Consider the following 17,595-nt stretch of genomic DNA (forward strand, 5'->3'; position numbering starts at 1 on the left):
CATGAGCGCACTGTAGCGACCCGTCCCACCCGGCTCTGGCACGTCCGCGACAGGAACACCGTCGGATGAACATCCGGCTGGCAGCACCGGGCCACAGCGGCTGCAGCAGCCCCTGGACGGCTTGATCGGCTGAGCGCTCATGCCGCTGCGCGTGCGCGGCAGTCGGCGTGACCGTCACTGTCCGTATCAGCCGGGCGTAGATCGAATGCGCAACTCTGCCGAATTGAGCGCACCTGATCTGCTATGGGAAGAGAGATTCGGCCGTGACACGGTGGGACCAGCAGCATGCGTTCAGTGGCATCGGTGGGATGGTCAGGTGATTCGGAAGGTCGCCATCATTCCCATGTCCTCATGTTCGAGGTTGTGGCAGTGGAAGACGTAGCGGCCCTTGTAGCTGCTGAAGCGGATGGCGAGCTGGACTCGTTCGCCTTTGTTGACAAAGACGGTGTCCTTCCAGCCTTGGTCGAAGGGTCCCGGGGCGTTGCCGTCGCGGGACATGACCTGGATGGTGGCGTTGTGGATGTGGAACGGGTGGTGGAAGTCCGAGATGATCGTCCACAGTTCGGTGCTGCCGGCGGGCACGTCAGCGTGGGAGAACGCCGGATCGAATGTGCGCCCGTTGATCAGCCATTCGCCGTCACCGCCTCGGTGGAACTTCATGGTTCGCTGGGTCATGGAGGAGGTTGGGGTGATCGTGTCGGTCTTGGACAGCGTGGCCGGGACGCTGCTGTTGTCGTTCGTTGCCCGTGTGACCACGAAGCGCATAACGACTGCGGTGGAGCCTGACCCGAGCTGGTTGACCAGGGTGATCTCGTCACCGATCTTATGTCGGCTGAAGTCGATGACCACGTCGAATCGCTGGGCCGGTGAGATGGCGATGGCGTCCTGCGCCAGTGGCGCCGGCAGGAGGCCGTGGTCGGTGCCGATCTGGGTGAAGCCGATGCCTTGGGACGAGTCCTGGAGGGCGAGTTGGTAGGTGCGGGCGTTGGACGCGTTGAGGATCCTGAACCGGTAGCGGGCGGTGTCTACTTCCATCCGGGGCCACGGTGCGCCGTTGACGAGGATCACGTCGCCCATCACACCGTTGACAGAGGGCTTTTCGACGCCAGGGGTGGTGTGCATGGTGGGGTCGAGCGCGGGGTAGCGGAAGGAGCCGGCGGCTGCGAAGGCACGGTCGGCGATCATTAGCGGAACGTCGCGGGCTCCTTGGGGCAGCGGCAGGGCCGTTTCCTCGGTGTCGTGCGCGATGTGGAAGCCGGCCAGACCGCGGTAGACGCTCGCGCCGGTGAAGTCCATGCGATGGTCGTGGTACCACAGCGTCCCGGCCCGTGGCTGCGGCGGATACGTGTAGTCGCGCTGCAGCTTGCTGACGATGGCGCCGGGGTCGCCCATGGCGGGCATCCCCGGCATGGCCGGCATGGCAGGGAAGGTGCCGTACGTGGCTGCGGGCAGAACGAAGTCGGTAGGGTAGCCGTCGCTGTCATAGGGGGACGTCCCGCCATGGAGGTGGACGACGGTGGGCACGGGAAGCGCGTTCTTGTGGGTGACGACCACGCGGCGACCCGGATTCTGCACGATCGTCGGACCGGGGAAGGTGCCGTTGTAGCCCATGATCGGCGTCCGCAGGCCGGGAACGATCTCCACTGTCGCCGGTGACTGCAGGATCTCGTAGTAGTCGGTGTCGGAGGTCCGCCGGGTCGGCTCCAGCTGTTTCGGGATCGGCAGTGGTGACTGGAACTGCGCGGGCAACGCGATCTCACTGGTCAGTGTCTGGATGTCGGCGTTCGGGTCGCCACGGCCGGACGTGCCTGACTGTCCGTTGCCGTGGGTGTCGTTGTGCTGGCTGCTCTGGCCATTGTCGTGCGTGTGCTGCCCTGCGGAGGGCTTGGTGCGGCTTTCGTCTGATGGCGTGCAGCCGGCAATGACAGCGAGTCCCCCGGCCGTGCCAATCGTCTGCATCAGGGCGCGGCGGCTCACCGTGCCTGCTGGCTCGGTCTGGTGGGGCTGCGGATCCCGTTCACCGCTCGCTCGCCCTGTCTCGTCGGTCTGCTGTGACGAGCCCCTCGTTGACGACTGCGTCCGGCCGGGAAGGAGCAGGCGGGAGAGCCGGCCTACAAACGCGGGCACTGTGGGGCGCAGGGCGATCTTCATGCCCCCAGCGTCGCGATGTCCCCGGTCCGTGCGCGTCGCCTGGCAGGAGGCTTCCGCTGCTCCGTGAGATGTGTCTTGCGTACACCGACGGGAGTACGACGGAGCCTTCCTGCAGCCGATGCCGCCCGCCCGACCTCTCGATCTAGCCTTGCAGCATGATTACCGCACAGGTTCCCGACGGTGCCCGGAGAGTCGCGGACCGCGTCAGGCGGCGGGTCCCGCCGGTCGGCGTCGACGTCGGCTTGGCTCTTGCGGTGACGGGGGTCACGGTATGGGGTTGCTACAGCGAGTCGAATCCCTCCGCCGAGGCCGCGCGGATCTTAGGTGGACAAGTCGTCACTCCGGCCCCGAGCTGGGCGTATTCGCTGGTGGCTGCGGCGGGGCTGGCGCTCATCTGGCGGCGGCGCCGTCCGCGGGTGGTCCTGAGCGTCTCGCTCGCCGGCGTGCTCGCCTTTGCGGCCCTCGGGTACATCGGCTACGCGGCGCTGGTGATCCCGCCGATTGCGCTCTACACCGTGGCCTTGACGGTTTCCACGCGTGAAGCACTGACGCTCGCATTCGCGACGCTCGTTGCGCTGGGTGGGGTTGTCGTTGCCGGTCCCGACCGTATCAGCAGCGGCGACATCGCGCTGGCGGGTCTTGTTGCCGTCGCGGTGCTTGCCGGGATCGCCGGCGCCAACCGGCGTCGCTACATCGAAGCGGTCCGGGCACGCTCAGAGTTGATCGAACGTACCCAGGAGGAAACGACCCGCCGCAGCGTCGACGCCGAACGGCTGCGAATCGCCCGCGAATTGCATGATGTTGTCGCCCATACGATGTCGACCATCAACGTCCAGGCGGGTGTCGCCTCTTACGTCACCAGCGACCTTCCGCCGCCCGCCGCCGAGGCTTTGCAGGCCATCAAGACCGCCAGCAAGGAAGGGCTGCGTGAGCTGCGTGCGATCCTGGCCGTTCTCCGCCAGGCCGACGACCCGGACTCGAAGCAGCCCCAACCAGGGCTGGCCCGCCTCAACGCCCTGGTGGCCGGTGTCACCGCGGCCGGCCTGCCGACCACCGTCGTCACCACCGGCCGCCCTCCCCGGGTTCTCCCGCTCACCGTCGACCTGGCCGCCTACCGCATCGCCCAAGAGTCATTGACCAACGCCATCCGCCACGCCGGGCCGGCCACCGCCACAGTTCACGTGACCTACGGCCACCGCGAGGTATGTCTGCGCATTACCGATACGGGGTCGGGACCGCCCCCCGCTCCTACACTCGATGGACACGGCCTGATCGGCATGCGAGAACGGGCAGCCGCCGTAGGCGGCAGGCTCGACGCGGGGCGAGCACCCCGCGGCGGATTCGAGGTCACCGCGCACCTTCCACTCGAGTCTGCGTCATGATCCGGGTCCTGCTCGCCGACGATCAAGCCCTCATCCGAGCCGGCTTCCGCGCACTGATCGAGCACACCGACGACATCGTCGTCGTCGGGGAAGCCACTGACGGAGAACAGGCCGTGAGCCTCGCCGCGACGACACGACCGGACGTCGTCCTCATGGACATTCGCATGCCAGGAGTCGACGGACTCGAAGCGACTCGACGCATCGCAGACAGCGAGGACCTCGCCGGCGTGCACGTGTTGATCCTGACCACCTTCGAGTCCGACGACTACATCTACGAGGCGCTACGATCCGGCGCGTCCGGCTTCGTCGTCAAAGACACCGAGCCGGCAGAACTGATCCAAGCCGTGCGGATCGTCGCCGCAGGCGACGCCCTCCTGTCGCCCAGCGTCACGCGCCGCCTCATCGCCGACATCGCCGCCAAGGGCCGTCCCGACAAAGTCACAGCCGACTACCGCATCGATCGGCTCACCGACCGGGAACGCCAAGTGCTCGCCCTGGTCGGCCGCGGCCAGTCCAACGACGAGATCGCCACCAACCTCTTCCTGAGCCCTCTCACCGCCAAGACCCACGTCAGCCGCATCATGACCAAGCTCGCCGTGCGAGACCGCGCCCAACTCGTTGTCATCGCCTACGAAACCGGACTTGTAACTGTCGGATCTTCACACCATTCACCCAACGGCTGAGGAGCACGCTGTGCTGGCGCGGGCGATCAGGTGGTAGCCAGGATGAGACTTTTGTCGACGGCAGCGTTGCAGCACCGACCCACTGCTCTTTGCGCTGTACTCCTCCTCGCAGCCGGCCAACCGACCAATCCAGTGCCGCCGCCGAAACGGCCGCCCAATCCTGCATTGACATTCAGCGACGTCCCATCACGGCCAGCGGGAACAGCCGGGGCAGCCGGTCGCCGGCCGGCTCGGGGCGCAGCCCGCGATGGGTACCAGGATGCAGGTGGAGAAGTGGGTGTACGAGATGGACCGCACTCCGGCCGCGCTGCGGTCACGTGCCGAGCGACCGCTCGCGAACCGCGCCGAAGGGTGACCAGGTGGCGGGATCGGCCGGCGCACCGCCTGGTCGAGCGGGGTTACCGAAGATCAGGCTGGGTACGGGTCGTCGATGACGGTGGCGCACCGTTTGGGGGTGAGCGTGATGACGACGCATGACGCCGATCCGCACGGCAGAGATCCGTACGGGCCGGAAGCCGAGGCGCGCGATGCGGCGCGCCGGGCGGCGGAGGAGAGGCAGAGTCGCCAGGTGCACGACTCCCGTGGCGGGCGTGTTGATGAGGGGGCTGTCGACTCGACCGGCCGGCGGGTCGCTGACCCGCGTCGCGGCACCCGTTTCGACGAAGACGTCTGAGCCACAGGCCTGAGGGCGCTGTTGCGACCAGCGATCTTCAAGATCGCTGGTCGCAGGCTGCCTGTGTCGCAGGCTGCCTGTTGAGAGCAGGCATCGTTCGACGCAATCGGTGCGCCGGTCAAAGGCCGCCGGAGACGGTGATATCGGTGCCGGTGACATACGATGCCGCCGGCGAGACCAGCCACGACACAGCATCGGCGATCTCGTCGGGCCGGCCCACGCGACCGAGCGGGCTGCTCGCGGCGGCCTGCTTCGCACCTGGGGTCGCCGCTGTCATCTTCGTGTCGATAACGCCTGGCGAGACGCTGTTGACACGGATCCCTTCGGGGGCGACCTCGTTCGACAGGCCACGACTGAACGTCACCACGGCGCCCTTGGTGGCCTCGTACGCCACGAATCCTGATATGCCGGGGGGCGCCTGGGCGGCGACCGAGGCGATATTGACGATGGAGCCGCCGGCGCCACCGTGCGCGGTCGACATCGCCTGCACGGCGTGCTTGGCGCAGACCATGGGGCCTACGACGTTGATCTGCATCAGGCGGGCCAGATGGTCTGCGTCCTGCTCGTCGATGCGTGCCTGCTCGCCGGTTGCCCCGGCGTTGTTGACCAGCGCGGCCAGCGGCCCCATCTCCCGCTGCGCCCGGTCGAACAGGTCCGCGACGTCGCCCGGTGCCGCTACGTCCGCGCGCACGGCGATGGCCCGGCCGCCGCGTCCACGGATGGCGGAGACCACCGACTCGGCGCCGGCCGTGTCCGCCGCGTAGTTGACCACCACGCCGTACCCATCCCCGGCCAGTTTCTGGGCGATCGCGGCGCCGATACCCCGGCTCGCACCGGTGACGATCACCGCGCCTCTCTCCTGCTCAGTTGTCGTCATCTCGTCGACCTTCCGTCCTGGATCTCTTGTCAAGGCGAGCCGCACCCGTTGCGGTCCACAACGTCAGCGACCCGACGATGAACGATCAGCACACAGGTTTGACCAACCACGCCGAGAACTACCCACAGGGGCCAGGGCGAACCCACGCCATCCCTGATCAGAACACGGCGCCTGGCGTCGCAACGTGGTCGCTTCCGCACCACCGTTCACACAAGCGCCATAGGCACCACTGTGGCGTCAACGCGGGAACGACGCCGCTCGCCCGGGTCTTGGACCTCGAGACCTTCCTTCCGCTTCAGCCAGTTCAACGTCGGCGACAGCCAAACCCGGACCCGCAGCCAACGGCCATGCGCTCAAGCCGCCTGGAGGTGCCGATCCGACAGCGGCAACAACGCCAGCATCCGGGTCACCGGCGGCGCGGCAGCCACCAGACACAGACTGAGGCCGTCCCGGCGCGTCCCGTGGACCGCGGTGATCCCGGCGCAGGAGAAGAACGTCACCTCGGACAGATCCAACTCCAGCCGGTACACCCCCTCCAACCGGGATAGGTCCAGCATCGCCTTGAGCCGCGGTGCGCTGGCCAGGTCAACGTCGCCAGCCACATGCACGCGCAGCGTGCCGCCGCACAGGGACGCGGTCACGCACAGCTCAGCACCGTCAAGCAGACCGTCCACCACCTCACGGTAACGGTGCGACGACCCGATGCAGACCGGACGATCCGGTCGACACTCCCGACGGCCGGCCACCGCTGCATGCTGGTACGGTCCCGCTGGGGCAGTGCCGGTCCCGTCTCGCCGAGCGTGTACGGCCATTCGAACTCGTAGCCGGCACTGCCACGCGCCGCAAATCTGCTGCACCCCGGGATAGAAGTGCGCGGATACAGGGACCGCCCGCACCTCAGTCATTTCGGAACACGTCAGGTCCACAGAGGACAAACAACAAGGAACGGTTGGTCTACGTTTCCGCAGTTCAACCATCTCGTGATCTTGCGCGCCCGCAGGGACTTGAACCCCCTAGCCTCGGTTGCGTTACATCCGATCACCGCCGGAACACAACGCGATCGCTGCGGCATGGGCCACGAGACCCTCGACCGCCGGTCGTGCGCCGTCGCAACGAGCCAACATCACGTGCGCACTCATCTAGCCGATGAGCGCGCACGTGATGTTGGCGATGCGGTCTGTTGATCTTTACCTCGGAGCGCAGCGGCGTCGGGAATCCACGCCCGCCACCCTGGCAGCCCTGGTGATCAAGCCGGTCCGGCACGGCTGAGCGGGTCGGCAGCTACGGGCGGAGGAACCCGGCCCGCTGCGCGACGAACTCGGAGCGGACCAGCTCCAGTAGCCGCCCCACCCAGTTTCGGCCCTTGGCGCCCCCACTCCAGAAGGCCGAGCTGACGTTGTACTCGATGCGCGCGTCGCCGGTCCCGACCAGCACGTCGGCCAGCGTCGGATGCTGGTCGAACTTGGCCCGCAGCACCGCGTGCATGGCGGCCAGACGCAGGTCGGGCCAGTCCGGCCGCAACAGCGCCCGCCCCACCGCCCGCTCGACGCCGAACGCGAGCTCGGTGCCCCGGATCGCCGCGCGGGCCGCCTCGTCGGTGGTGGCGAGCGCCCAGTAGGCGTGCACCGCGCTGGCGTAGGTGTCGCCGGCGATCGCAATCGACACCGGGTACTCGTTGCGCAGGGCCAGCACGCCCGGCTCGGCCGGGAACCGGCCCGGGACCGACGCCAGTTTGACGGTCGGGCGCTCGGCCTGGTCGGGACCGTCGGCCGGACGGTTCTCGCGGTACTCCGTCGCCCAACGGTCCCGCTCGGCGAAATACGTCAGCGCCTGGGTGTGCATGGCCTCGGTCACGCGCTCGCCGTAGGTGGTCTCCTCGCCCAGCGGCGTGCAGAGCACCCGCAGTGGGCCGTCCTTGGCGTCCATGTCACCCAGGGCGTAATGCCGCAGGTGCTCGGGAATGCCCAGGTACGCCGCCCGCATCGCGTGCCGGTCGGGCTCGGCCCGCGTCTCGAGGTACCGATCGAGGGCCTGCAGGCAGCGCTCGGTTGAGTCGGGTCGATCGTTGAGCCGGTCGATGTCGTCGGCGACTTCACCGAGCAGCTCCTCGGCCGTCACCCAGACCTCCGGCCCGTCGAACCGCCAGCTGGCCAGGTGATGCGCCGACGCGTCCGCGCCCGCCTCCAGCTCGGTAGCGACCCAGCCGCTGTCCAGCTTCGCCCGCAGCCCGTCGAGGTCGACCCAGTCCCAGCAGTTGATCGCGCCGTCCGCGAAGATCAGCAGGTCGGCGAGGAAATACGAGGGGCCGTTGCGGATGAAAATCGGCCGCCACGTGCCCTCGATTCGCTCCCCGTCAACGAGCCGGTAAGTCCTTCGATCAAGCACCATCGGCGCAGTTTAGTGCTGTGACCAGGATGCAGCCGCAGTATCAATATCCACTCGTCCTGCAACTCCCATTAGCCGTGTCCGGCTGGGGCAACGAGCGGTTCACGGTAGCCGTTGCCGACATCCGGATCTGCCGCAGGTGGAGCGCGGGTGGCACGTCGACGATCATCACCATCTGTGCGCCGCTGTCGATCTGCCCGGGCTCCAGCCAGCGCTCGGCCCGCGGTCCTGGCCGGGTCCGGCGCCGACGACACCCAGACTCGGTATGGGGCGAGGACCAGGCCCTCGTCGCGGGCTGTCTGGTCGGTCTGCAGGGTGCTCAGCCCGCCGGGCAGTGCGCAGGCCAGCCACAGCCACAGCCATTCCAGGGAATCCTGGCCACCGAACCGGGCCCCGGTGCGCAGCTCGGTGTGCGGCGTGTCGAGCACACCAGCCAGCGCCTAGGCGTCGAGGTGCTGGTCCTGGCAGACGTCGAGGCAGACCCGGCCGTCGCCGCTGAGATCGAGCGAGCTGTGCGGGTCGTCGGCGGCGCCGCCGCGCAGCGGCATGAACCCGCACATCTGACTGTCGACGCTCACCCACCCGCCGCCCGGGGCGCGGTGGTAGACGACCGAGCGGGTGATCCCGACGGCCGCGTCGGCGTGGGCCGGCCCGGCGACGAGCACGCCGGCCAGCGCGGTGCCGGCGCTCAGCACGGTCAGGACGGCGAGCCGCCGGCGTCGTACGGCCACCGCGTTCAGTCCCCCTTCGGCTCGGGCGCGGGCCGGCGGGCGGCACGGGCGCTGCGGACGAGCGACGGCACGGCGACGGCGACGATCGCGGTCAGGGCGAGGGCGAGCCACACGGCCGGGTGGGTGCCGGAGAGGTCGTCGAGGCGCACGAACGTGCTCCAGTACCAGCTCTGCGTGTCCACAGCGGGGCCCCGGTAGGTCTGCACCTGCCGGTCCCAGACCACGTTGAGCAGTAGCAGCCCGCCGCACTCGGCGACCACGAACCAGCCGATCGGGCGCATGCCATGATGGACGGCCGCGCTGCGGACGATCGCAGTGCGCAGGGCCGCACCGAGCATGAGGACCGCGCCGAGCATGAGGGCCAGACCGAGGAGATAGCCGCCCCACCAGCCGATCGCGCCGCCGTTGAGCATGAGGCCGCGCAACGGCTGCACGTCGCGGGCTTCGTCGCCGTTAAACGCCGGGTACGCCCACGGGCGCCGGCTGCCGGTCGCGAGCATCAGCAGCGCGCCCGCGGCCACCCACACCGCGAACCAGCCGGGCCGGCCCGGACGGCGGCGCGGCGCGACGAGCGGATCGACCGACGGCGGGCGGGCGGCGAGGTACAGCCCGACGATCAGCACGGCGACCGCAGCCACGGTGACGACCCACAGCGCGGCGGCGCTGAACTGCCCGCCGCGGGAGCTGTCGCCGTCGGTGATCGAGAACGCGTCGCCGCTGTGCCGGGTCAGGCCGAGCACGAGCAGCGCGACGGCCCCGCCGCCGGTGGCAAGCACGGCCGGGCCGAGCGCCCGGTGCGCCGGCGCGACGATGCGCCCGGGCATGCCGCCGACCGCGACGCCGATGACCATCGCGAGCAGGACGAGCACCGACTTGGGCAGCAGCGGGGTGAGCAGGCCGGACACGAACGGGGGCCCGTATTCGTCGTCGAAGTCCCCGACGAGCAGCGAGAGCACGCCGAGCGCGGCGATGACCGCGAACGCGATGAACGGCCACCATCCGCCGGCCCGTACCGCATCCGGCTCCGGCTCCGGCTCCGTGGGTGGGGCGGGTGCGGGCGCCAAAGGCGGCGTGGGCGCGGGTGTTGCCACCGGCGTCGGCGTCGGCGTGAGTGTCGGCGTTGGCGCAGCGGCAGGCGGAACCGGCGGTTCCGGCGCGGCGGGCGGTGGTGGCGGGGTGGTCAGGACGGTGGGCAGGGTGGCGGTCGGGAGCGGGCCCGGGTCGGTGATCAGGCTGCCGTGGGCGACGACGAGCTCCGGCTGCTCCAGTACCACCGGGGCGATCCCCAGCGCCTGGTGCAGCAGCGTCGCCACGAGCGGGACACGGCTCGCCCCGCCGACCAGGAAGACGCCCGCGAGCCGGCCCGCGGTGACGTCGCTGGCAAAGAGCGTGGCCGTGGTCAGCGCCACGGTCCGGTCGATCCACGGCCGGGCGAGGGTCTCGAACTCGGGCCGGGTGAGGTACACGTCGACGTCGTACAGCGGGATCGTCAGGCCCGCGCTGGTGGCCCGGCTGAGCAGTTCCTTCGTCGAGCGGGCGTCGTCCCACAGCATCCGCCGGTGGCGGCGGTCGGTCACGGTCGCCGGGCGCTCGAGGCGTTCCCACAGCGCCGGCGCCCGCGCGGCGACGCGGGCGCGGGTCCAGTCGATGACCGCGGCGTCGAGGTCGATGCCGCCGACGTCGTCCAGGCCGCTGGCCGCGGCGACGTGCCAGCCGTCGCCGCGGCGCCGCACGACGCTGATGTCGAAGGTGCCGCCGCCGAAGTCGTAGACGACGACCGCGTGGCCGTCGGGCACGCGGTGGCCGAGCACGCCGGTGAAGTACATGGCCGCCGCGACCGGCTCGGCGACCAGCGTGGGGTCGGCCAGCCCGGCGTTGCGGGCCGCCGTGGTGAGCAGGCCCCGGCGGGTCGCGCCCCAGCCAGCCGGATGGGTCAGCACTGTGCCGCCCGGCGGCCCGCCGAGGATCCGGCCGGCCTCCTCGCCCACGCGGCGCAGCACCGACTCGATCAGCCGCTCGACCGGCACTTCGCGGCCGCCGAGCAGCACGCTGCCCTCGTCGATGCGGCGCTTGGGGTGCGGCTCGTAGGCGGCGGGCTCGATCCGGGCGCTGTGCTCGGCGTCCCGCCCGACGAGCATCGTCTCGTCGTCGGCGAGGTACACCGCCGACGGCATGAGTGGCGAGGCCTCGAACAGCAGCGCGTCGGCGCGGCCGCCCGGACGGCCGAGCACGGCGACGGTGTGTGAGGTGCCGAAGTCGATCCCGAGTCGTACGGTCTGCACTGTGTCGACCTCCATGACGACGTCTTCTGGCCGGCGGATCGCCTCGGCCCCGGTCTGCGCCACCGCTGCCGCGCTCAGCAGCTGAGCTCGACGTTCACGCGGCCGGAGCCGATGCTGGTCGGGTACTCGAACACGACGACGAACCGCTGGCCGCCGGAGTAGCTGCCGCCGATGCGGGCCACCACGCTCGCACCGTCGGCGAGCGAACCGGACGACGGGGACACCGTGACCGAGCCGATGACGTTGCCGGCACCGGTGTCCGAGACCTGGTCGACCGCCCGGGCGGTCCAGTTGACCGGGCCCTTGCTCGCGGTGAGCCGCTCCTCGGTCTGGATGTTCGAGCACGCCACGCGGGTCTTGGTCTGGGCGGTCGAGTGCACCGTGAGCGTGCCCAGCTTCGTGCTGCCGGTGGTCTTCGCCGGCGGGCCCTTCGTCGCGGTGGTGGCCGGCGCCGGCTCCGGTTGCTGCGGCTGTGGCTGCGTCTGCGGCTGGCTGCCTTTGATGAGGCCGCAGCCGATGAGCAGCGCCGCCACCGCGGCGGTGGCGACGGTCGTGCTGACTCGGCGGACGTCCATGGCGATCCCCTGCCCCTCGTAGCCGCCCTCGTACTCCCCTGGTCCGTGGGCGTCGATTACCGAGGATGGGCGCGTCGGCGGACGAAGTCGTCAGTGCTAGTACTGACGACGGCCGCGCCCGGAGGCTGGAAAGGTGGTGCGATGACGTCGCGGGTGCTGATCGTCGACGACCACGCCGGCTTCCGCGGGTTGGCGCGCGCGCTGCTGGAGCCTGAGGGCGTCGAGGTCGTCGGTGAGGCCGCCACCGGCAGGGACGCCCTGGCGATGATCGCGGCGCGGCCGCCCGACGCGGTGCTGCTCGACGTGCAACTGCCGGACATCGACGGGCTGGCCGTGTGCCGGGCGATCCGGGCCAACTGGCCGGGCATCCGGGTGGTGCTGTGCTCGGTGCGGCCGATCGCCGCGTACGGCCCGCGCTACGCCGAGTGCGGCGCCCACGGCTTCGCCGCGAAGGACGAGTTCTCCGGGCCCGCGACCGCGCTCATGCTCGGTCCTGGTGGGCCCGCCAGTACATGAGCACGGCGAGCACCCGCTGGTGGGTGCCCTTCTCGTCGGCGATGCCGAGGTCCTGGTAGACGGCCCGGGCGTGGGTCTCGACGGTGCTGCCGGAGATGCCGAGCCGCCCGGCGATCGCGCTGTTGCTCAGCCCCTCGGCCATGAGCCCGAGCACCTCCGCCTGGCGGTCGGTGAGCCCGGCGAGCGCGGGCTCCGGCCGGCCGTGCAGCAGCCGCGCGGAGATCTCCGGGTCCACGACGCAGCCGCCCGCCGCGATCCGGCGCACCGCGGTGACGAAGCCGTCCGCGCCGCTCACCCGCTCCTTGAGCAGGTAGCCGACCTTGCGCAGGCCGTCGGTGACGAGGGTGGTGAAGAACTGCGCCTCGACGTACTGCGACAGCAGCAGGACCCCGACGTCCGGGTCGGCGCGCCGGATCTCGACGGCGGCGTGCAGGCCGGTCGGGCCCGGCCCGGGCGGCAGGCGGATGTCGACGATCGCGACGTCGGGGCGGGTGGCGCGCACGGCCTGGCGGAGGCGGACGGCGTCGGCGGTCTCCGCGACGACGTCGACGCCCTGGTGGCGCAGATGCTCCACGAGCAGCTCGCGGTACAGGGCGTGGTCCTCGGCGACCACGACGCGGATCGCCTCACTGGCCGTCATCGTCGGCCTCCGGGGTCGGGGTGGGGTCCGCGGGCAGTACCGCGGAAATCGTCGTGCCCGCACCGGGCGAGCTGGTCACCGTCAGGGTGCCGCCGACCGCCTCGACCCGGTCCTGCAGCCCCAACAGGCCGCGTCCCCGCTCGACCGCGGCCCCGCCCACGCCGTCGTCGCTCACGCAGACCTCGAGCTCGGCGCCGGTGTGCCGCAGCCGCACGCCCGCGCGGGTGGCCTGCCCGTGCTTGAGCGTGTTGGCGAACGCCTCCTTGACCAGCATGTACACGGTGAGCTCCACGGTCGGGGCGAATCGCGGGACGGCCAGGGCGCTGAGCTCGACCGGGATCGGCATCGCCGCCGCCAGCGCGTCGAGGGCGGGGCCGATGCCGAGCTCGGTGAGGGCGGCCGGGCGCAGGCCGTGGGCGATCTCGCGCAGCTCCCCGGTCACGTCGCGCAGCGCCCGGTCGCTGCGGCGCAACGCCTCCAGCACCGTAGCGTCCGCCGAGTCGTCGAGCCCCCCGACGGCCTTGCGCAGGTAGGCGGCGGCGACCGCGAGGTTCTGCTGGGCGCCGTCGTGCAGGTCCTGACCGAATCGGCGGCGCTCCGCGTCGGTGGCGGCGACGATCCGCTCGCGGGACCGCTCGACCTGGGCCAGCATCTCGACAGCGAGGCGCTGCCGTTCCAGGGCGACGGCGGTCCCTGCGGTCACGGCGTCCAGCCGGGTCCGGTCTTCGCGCAGTGCCGGATCGTGGATGAGCAGGGCGAGCGGGCGGCCGCCGAAGCCGACCTCGGTCACCGCCCTCGCGGCGCCGTCGGCCGGGACCGGCACCGGGTGCCCGTCGTCGTCGACGTAGGACCGGCTGGCCTCGTGCCACAGGCCGACCTGCAGCGAGGGGTCGCGCAGGCTGCGGGCGAGCAGCGTGCGCAGGTCCGCGGCCGACCCGCGGCCGGGCGCGCCCAGCTCGACCAGCAGCGTGTCCACCCGCGTCGGCCCGACCCGCACGCGCAGGACGCCGGCCAGGAACCCGAGCGGCAGCAGGCAGCACAGGACCTTGTAGGCGGTCAGGACCACCCGCGCGGACGGGCTGTCATACCCGGCGACCCCGCCGACGGCGGTGGCGAGCGCGGCGGCGACGCCGGTGATCAGCACCGGGGCGAGGATGAACCGCAACGGGCGGCCGGCGCGGAACCAGCGATGCAGCAGCACCACCGCGATACCGCAGGCCACCGCCCCACCGGCCAGCTCCATGCTGTCGGACACGAACCGCACGAATTCCGGATCATCCCGGATCATCAGCAGGTTGTCCGGTTTGTGCAGGCCCTGGCTGGCGGGCGACGAGAACAGCGTGCCGAACGCGGGCCAGACGAACGCCACCAGGTACGCGAGCCCGGCCAGCACCCGCGCCGCCGTCGAACTGAGCCGCCCGGTCGGATAGGCCAGCACCAGGTGCGCGCCGACCGCGGTCGAGACGTGCGAGAACAGCCCGCCGACGGCGAACACCCACGGCACCCACGAGAACTGCAGGTCCTCGGCGAACCAGCCGACCCCGACGAGCACCATGAGCAGCCCGACGCGGTTGTCCGGCTTGCGGGCATGGGCCACGAGCCCGGCCGCGAGGAACAAGAACCCGTTCACGCCGCCGAACACGAGGTCGGCGGTCGGATGGGAGCCGTCCTCGGCCTTGAGCATCAGGCCGACGACCCCCAGGGCGGCACCGCAGGTCGCCAGCAGCGCCGGCCCGACCGGCGTCCGCATTCCCACACCGCGTGTGTACCGGATGCCCGCAACCTCGCCGTCACCGGGCCTGCCGCAATCCGAAGCTCCTGCTCGGCAGCCGGGCCGACCGGGACGGCCGCACGGCACCGCGATCCGCACCGGCGCTGCTTTGGGGTGCCCGCGGCGGCCGCGAGGGCGGCGCCCGGTATCCGGGGTGGCAGGTTGAGGCGCGGACGGTACTGGTTGATGGTGTCGGCTGCGCTGCCAGCGCAGACCTGGGCGACGTTGGGCCGGGTCAGGCTCTCCGCCAGCAGCGACGGAGCGTGGCGGACAACCGGGCTGACCGTCGCGGCGACGGTGGTGGCGAGCATGACGCCAGTGAGGACGAGGATGGCGCCGGTCGGGCCGCCACCGCGGATAGCACATGCCCAGCCTCGCCGTGCGGATCACCACGCTCCGCACCCTGTTCGCCGGTGCTGCGCACCCCGACGGTCAGCGTGACGATGATCAAGAAGTGTCATACCTGCGTGATGGAATCGCGTTTATGAGTGCTCTTTACACGAAGAACGGCCGGCCGCTGCAGATCTCCGGTAACGAGCTCCACTCCCGATCCGGCAAGTACCTCGGGCACATCGAGGGGGACAAGGTCTTCGACCCACAGGGTCGTACGCCGGTCGCGGCTAGGGCGTGACTACCCGTGAACGGGCCCGTCGGCTTGAGTGGCTCGCAGCGCGTGCGCTGGCGGAGCACTCACAATGGTCGATGCGGCCGTGTTGAGGGCAGTCTCGAGAGCGGCAAGCTGCACTGCTGATAGCGAGCCGCGGCCGAGTCCGCAAGCGTCGACGAGGGTGCCGAGACGGTGGATCTGCTGAGGGTTGACGAATTCGGGACAGGCGGGATGGTCGAGAACGTCGCGGGCTGCGTAGCCGTCACCTGCGGCGCGATCGATCAGGAGTTGCGCGACATGTTCGGTGGTGAGAGCCTCGTCGGTCAGGGGCGTCGAGCAGGCTGAGTCCAAGTCGCGTGTGGAAGACGATGAGCCCTGGTTCGCCGACGGTCGTCGCCCCGGCAGTAGATCTTGAGGCAGGTCGGACCGTAGTGAGGGTAGTTCCAGGCGTAGACGTGGTTGTTCCGTCCGCCGGTGAGCGGTTGGAGCGCCCAGCGATCGAGCACTTCGCCGAGCTGATCGTCATGACCGCTGGTGCGGGCGCGGCGGAGGGCGACGAGCAGTTCTACCGGAATGCGTGTTGGTGGCATGGGTTCGGGCTCCACACGCAGCGCGGCCGCAAATGCCGGGATCGCCGCCTCGCCCGACTGCCGAACCAGGGTATTGACCTTGCCGGCGTCGTTTCCGTGAACCTTGTTCAGAACAGTGTTGTCTCGTCGCTCGTGCTCACCGTCGGGGAGGGATCTTCGACCGGCTGGCCACAGGCGGCGATGACGGTGGCGAGCATGGGCGTGGATGGCCAGCTGCGGCGGACGAGAGCTCCGAGAAGCAGGGCCGTTCCAGCGGTATCCCACAACGCGCGATGGGGCTGGCTGCTTGGCGCCGCGGCGTTGACCGCCTCAATCAGGTGCATCTCGTCGAGCAGGGTTGTCAGCCCGCGCGGGCTGGACACGTTGAGCACCCGCGCCAGTTTGTGCGTGTCCAGCAGGGCCGCCGGTGCGATTGCGGGGCAGCGCCGGCGTAGGAGTCGCCAGTCGACGCCGACGTTGTGCCCGATGAGGATACGGTCGTTGAGCCGGGCCGCGAGGTGCGGCTCAACGACCGCGAGCGCGGGAGCGTCGGCGAGTGCATCGCCGGCGAGGCCCGGTGAGATCCAGCGTCGCGGCGGCACAGGTCGGCCCGGATTGACCAGCGTGGTGTAGGCGGTGTCCGTGTCTGGGACGCCGTCGAGCAGGCGGATGGCGGCGATCTCGAGGATCGCTTCGTCGTCGCGGTCCTGCCCGCCGGTCCCTTCCAGGTCGACCGCGACGAGGGGCGCGTCGGTCCACGGCTTCGATGACCACGCCGCGACTGTCGGGTGCACCACGCTGGCCTCCGGTGGATGGTGGCGGATGGTTAGTCGTCCTCGAAGCGGGCCGCGGCTGCCAGCTCAGCTCTTGCGGCGTCGACGGCGGCCCGGTCGGCTTCACAAATCGTATGGCCATGCAGGGACCGGCCGTGCGCACCGGGGAAGTGTGGCGAGTCGACGTTCCACACCTGGTAGCGCGTCAGGTGCTGGACGACGAGGCGCACCGTACCGCGAGACGGGCCGGGAAACACGGCGCGCTCATGCACGTGGCACTCGGTGATGCACATGGGTAACGTCGTTGCCCTCGATCACCCGGGTCGTCTGCAGCCGCATCGGGCCGGCCGCCATCTTGTCGAACAGGCGGATTCCCCGGCCCACCAGTACCGGCACCAGGTCGACCCGGATCTCGTCGAGCAGTCCCCCGTTGAGGCATTGCTGGACGATGTCGGCGCCGCCTACGCCGACCCATCCGTTCCCTGCGACGACCTTGGCCCGTGCGATCGCCGCTTCGACTCCCTCCGTGACGAAGGTGAACGGGGCGCCGTCCCGCGGCCAGCCATCCGGGACGGTGTGGGTGACGACGAGCACGGGAACGCCCAGCGGATGCTTCCCACCCCACCCACCGGCGATGTCGAACAGGCGACGGCCGCACACCACGGCCCCGATGTTGTCCAGCATCTCCCGTAGCACCGCAGCGCTGGCGGCCGAGGTACGGAACGACCGCTGCGGATCCGCGGTCGGCACGACGACGTCACCGTTACGGTGCCAATCGAAGAGCAGTTCGATACCGTCGGACGGGTCGGCGACGAAGCCATCCAACGACATCGACATATCGGCAACTACCTTGGCCATCGGTTCGCTCCCTTGTCAGTCTCGACGTGTCGGTGCACGCGACAACAGCCTGCGGCCCGTACCGACCGCCGGGCATCCGTGTTCGCTACGTGTTCCGATACGGCTCCACTGCGAACCGACCA

Annotated in this window: 18 protein-coding genes; 6 read left to right on the plus strand and 12 right to left on the minus strand. The window is 70.3% G+C overall.

The window, feature by feature from the left end; all coding sequences use genetic code 11:
* Positions 1-312: 312 nt before the first annotated feature.
* Positions 313-2,151: a multicopper oxidase family protein gene (locus AB0K00_RS52335; RefSeq protein WP_363538348.1), complete on the minus strand. Its 1,839-nt coding sequence runs from the start codon at positions 2,149-2,151 to the stop codon at positions 313-315.
* A gap of 155 nt (positions 2,152-2,306) precedes the next feature.
* Between AB0K00_RS52335 and AB0K00_RS52340 the strand changes: the two genes are divergently transcribed.
* From AB0K00_RS52340 to AB0K00_RS52350, 3 genes are all read left to right on the plus strand, one after another.
* A complete protein-coding gene (locus AB0K00_RS52340) occupies positions 2,307-3,533 on the plus strand; it encodes a sensor histidine kinase (RefSeq protein WP_363538349.1) in 1,227 nt (408 codons plus the stop codon).
* Positions 3,530-4,216, plus strand: coding sequence for a response regulator transcription factor (locus tag AB0K00_RS52345; protein ID WP_363538350.1), 687 nt, complete (start codon positions 3,530-3,532; stop codon positions 4,214-4,216). The genes AB0K00_RS52340 and AB0K00_RS52345 overlap by 4 nt, the downstream gene beginning before the upstream one ends.
* 454 nt (positions 4,217-4,670) lie before the next feature.
* Positions 4,671-4,889: a hypothetical protein gene (locus AB0K00_RS52350; protein ID WP_363538351.1), complete on the plus strand. Its 219-nt coding sequence runs from the start codon at positions 4,671-4,673 to the stop codon at positions 4,887-4,889.
* A 118-nt stretch (positions 4,890-5,007) separates the two neighbouring features.
* On the opposite strand, the gene AB0K00_RS52355 is transcribed toward AB0K00_RS52350, so the two are convergent.
* From AB0K00_RS52355 to AB0K00_RS52380, 6 genes are all read right to left on the minus strand, one after another.
* Positions 5,008-5,766, minus strand: coding sequence for a glucose 1-dehydrogenase (locus tag AB0K00_RS52355; RefSeq protein WP_363538352.1), 759 nt, complete (start codon positions 5,764-5,766; stop codon positions 5,008-5,010).
* A 353-nt stretch (positions 5,767-6,119) separates the two neighbouring features.
* On the minus strand, positions 6,120-6,407 hold the full coding sequence (locus AB0K00_RS52360) for an STAS domain-containing protein (protein ID WP_363538353.1): 288 nt from the start codon (positions 6,405-6,407) through the stop codon (positions 6,120-6,122).
* A 640-nt stretch (positions 6,408-7,047) separates the two neighbouring features.
* Positions 7,048-8,154 (minus strand): NADAR family protein, encoded by a 1,107-nt coding sequence (locus AB0K00_RS52365; RefSeq protein WP_363538354.1) that lies wholly within the window; start codon positions 8,152-8,154, stop codon positions 7,048-7,050.
* A gap of 437 nt (positions 8,155-8,591) precedes the next feature.
* Positions 8,592-8,882 (minus strand): hypothetical protein, encoded by a 291-nt coding sequence (locus AB0K00_RS52370; protein ID WP_363538355.1) that lies wholly within the window; start codon positions 8,880-8,882, stop codon positions 8,592-8,594.
* Between the two features lie 5 nt (positions 8,883-8,887).
* On the minus strand, positions 8,888-11,227 hold the full coding sequence (locus AB0K00_RS52375; RefSeq protein WP_363538356.1) for an Hsp70 family protein: 2,340 nt from the start codon (positions 11,225-11,227) through the stop codon (positions 8,888-8,890).
* 11 nt (positions 11,228-11,238) lie between these two features.
* Positions 11,239-11,739 (minus strand): hypothetical protein, encoded by a 501-nt coding sequence (locus AB0K00_RS52380; RefSeq protein WP_363538357.1) that lies wholly within the window; start codon positions 11,737-11,739, stop codon positions 11,239-11,241.
* 141 nt (positions 11,740-11,880) lie between these two features.
* Here AB0K00_RS52380 and AB0K00_RS52385 point away from each other — a divergent pair, with 141 nt between their 5' ends.
* Positions 11,881-12,255, plus strand: coding sequence for a response regulator transcription factor (locus AB0K00_RS52385; RefSeq protein ID WP_363538358.1), 375 nt, complete (start codon positions 11,881-11,883; stop codon positions 12,253-12,255).
* Here AB0K00_RS52385 and AB0K00_RS52390 read toward each other — a convergent pair.
* Together AB0K00_RS52390 and AB0K00_RS52395 are read right to left on the minus strand one after the other, a co-directional pair.
* Positions 12,221-12,895, minus strand: coding sequence for a response regulator transcription factor (locus tag AB0K00_RS52390; protein WP_363538359.1), 675 nt, complete (start codon positions 12,893-12,895; stop codon positions 12,221-12,223). The genes AB0K00_RS52385 and AB0K00_RS52390 overlap by 35 nt on opposite strands.
* Positions 12,882-14,645, minus strand: coding sequence for a sensor histidine kinase (locus AB0K00_RS52395; RefSeq protein ID WP_363538386.1), 1,764 nt, complete (start codon positions 14,643-14,645; stop codon positions 12,882-12,884). The genes AB0K00_RS52390 and AB0K00_RS52395 overlap by 14 nt, the downstream gene beginning before the upstream one ends.
* Positions 14,646-15,030: 385 nt before the next feature.
* Here AB0K00_RS52395 and AB0K00_RS52400 point away from each other — a divergent pair, with 385 nt between their 5' ends.
* Positions 15,031-15,297, plus strand: a complete 267-nt coding sequence (locus AB0K00_RS52400; RefSeq protein ID WP_363538360.1) for a hypothetical protein — start codon at positions 15,031-15,033, stop codon at positions 15,295-15,297.
* Positions 15,298-15,465: 168 nt separating this feature from the next.
* A complete protein-coding gene (locus AB0K00_RS52405) occupies positions 15,466-15,618 on the plus strand; it encodes a hypothetical protein (protein WP_363538361.1) in 153 nt (50 codons plus the stop codon).
* Positions 15,619-15,970: 352 nt separating this feature from the next.
* Here AB0K00_RS52405 and AB0K00_RS52410 read toward each other — a convergent pair whose 3' ends face one another.
* The 3 genes from AB0K00_RS52410 to AB0K00_RS52420 are packed head-to-tail and all read right to left on the minus strand — an operon-like array spanning position 15,971 to position 17,473.
* The gene (locus AB0K00_RS52410; RefSeq protein ID WP_363538362.1) at positions 15,971-16,639 is read right to left on the minus strand and encodes a 3'-5' exonuclease; all 669 of its coding nucleotides are present in this window, start codon (positions 16,637-16,639) and stop codon (positions 15,971-15,973) included.
* A 29-nt stretch (positions 16,640-16,668) separates the two neighbouring features.
* Positions 16,669-16,887 (minus strand): hypothetical protein, encoded by a 219-nt coding sequence (locus tag AB0K00_RS52415; RefSeq protein WP_363538363.1) that lies wholly within the window; start codon positions 16,885-16,887, stop codon positions 16,669-16,671.
* Complete coding sequence (locus AB0K00_RS52420; RefSeq protein ID WP_363538364.1) at positions 16,880-17,473, minus strand: dihydrofolate reductase family protein; 594 nt, start codon at positions 17,471-17,473, stop codon at positions 16,880-16,882. The genes AB0K00_RS52415 and AB0K00_RS52420 overlap by 8 nt, the downstream gene beginning before the upstream one ends.
* Positions 17,474-17,595: the final 122 nt, after the last annotated feature.

The sequence above is a fragment of the Dactylosporangium sp. NPDC049525 genome, from assembly GCF_040676755.1.
In the GTDB taxonomy this organism is placed as follows: domain Bacteria; phylum Actinomycetota; class Actinomycetes; order Mycobacteriales; family Micromonosporaceae; genus Dactylosporangium.

Coding starts and splice junctions, on each gene's coding strand:
- AB0K00_RS52335 (WP_363538348.1), bottom strand. CDS start 2,151: ATGAAGATCGCCCTGCGCCCCACAGTGCCCGCGTTTGTAGGCCGGCTC.
- AB0K00_RS52340 (WP_363538349.1), top strand. CDS start 2,307: ATGATTACCGCACAGGTTCCCGACGGTGCCCGGAGAGTCGCGGACCGC.
- AB0K00_RS52345 (WP_363538350.1), top strand. CDS start 3,530: ATGATCCGGGTCCTGCTCGCCGACGATCAAGCCCTCATCCGAGCCGGC.
- AB0K00_RS52355 (WP_363538352.1), bottom strand. CDS start 5,766: ATGACGACAACTGAGCAGGAGAGAGGCGCGGTGATCGTCACCGGTGCG.
- AB0K00_RS52365 (WP_363538354.1), bottom strand. CDS start 8,154: ATGGTGCTTGATCGAAGGACTTACCGGCTCGTTGACGGGGAGCGAATC.
- AB0K00_RS52380 (WP_363538357.1), bottom strand. CDS start 11,739: ATGGACGTCCGCCGAGTCAGCACGACCGTCGCCACCGCCGCGGTGGCG.
- AB0K00_RS52385 (WP_363538358.1), top strand. CDS start 11,881: ATGACGTCGCGGGTGCTGATCGTCGACGACCACGCCGGCTTCCGCGGG.
- AB0K00_RS52390 (WP_363538359.1), bottom strand. CDS start 12,895: ATGACGGCCAGTGAGGCGATCCGCGTCGTGGTCGCCGAGGACCACGCC.
- AB0K00_RS52395 (WP_363538386.1), bottom strand. CDS start 14,645: ATGCGGACGCCGGTCGGGCCGGCGCTGCTGGCGACCTGCGGTGCCGCC.
- AB0K00_RS52400 (WP_363538360.1), top strand. CDS start 15,031: ATGCCCAGCCTCGCCGTGCGGATCACCACGCTCCGCACCCTGTTCGCC.
- AB0K00_RS52420 (WP_363538364.1), bottom strand. CDS start 17,473: ATGGCCAAGGTAGTTGCCGATATGTCGATGTCGTTGGATGGCTTCGTC.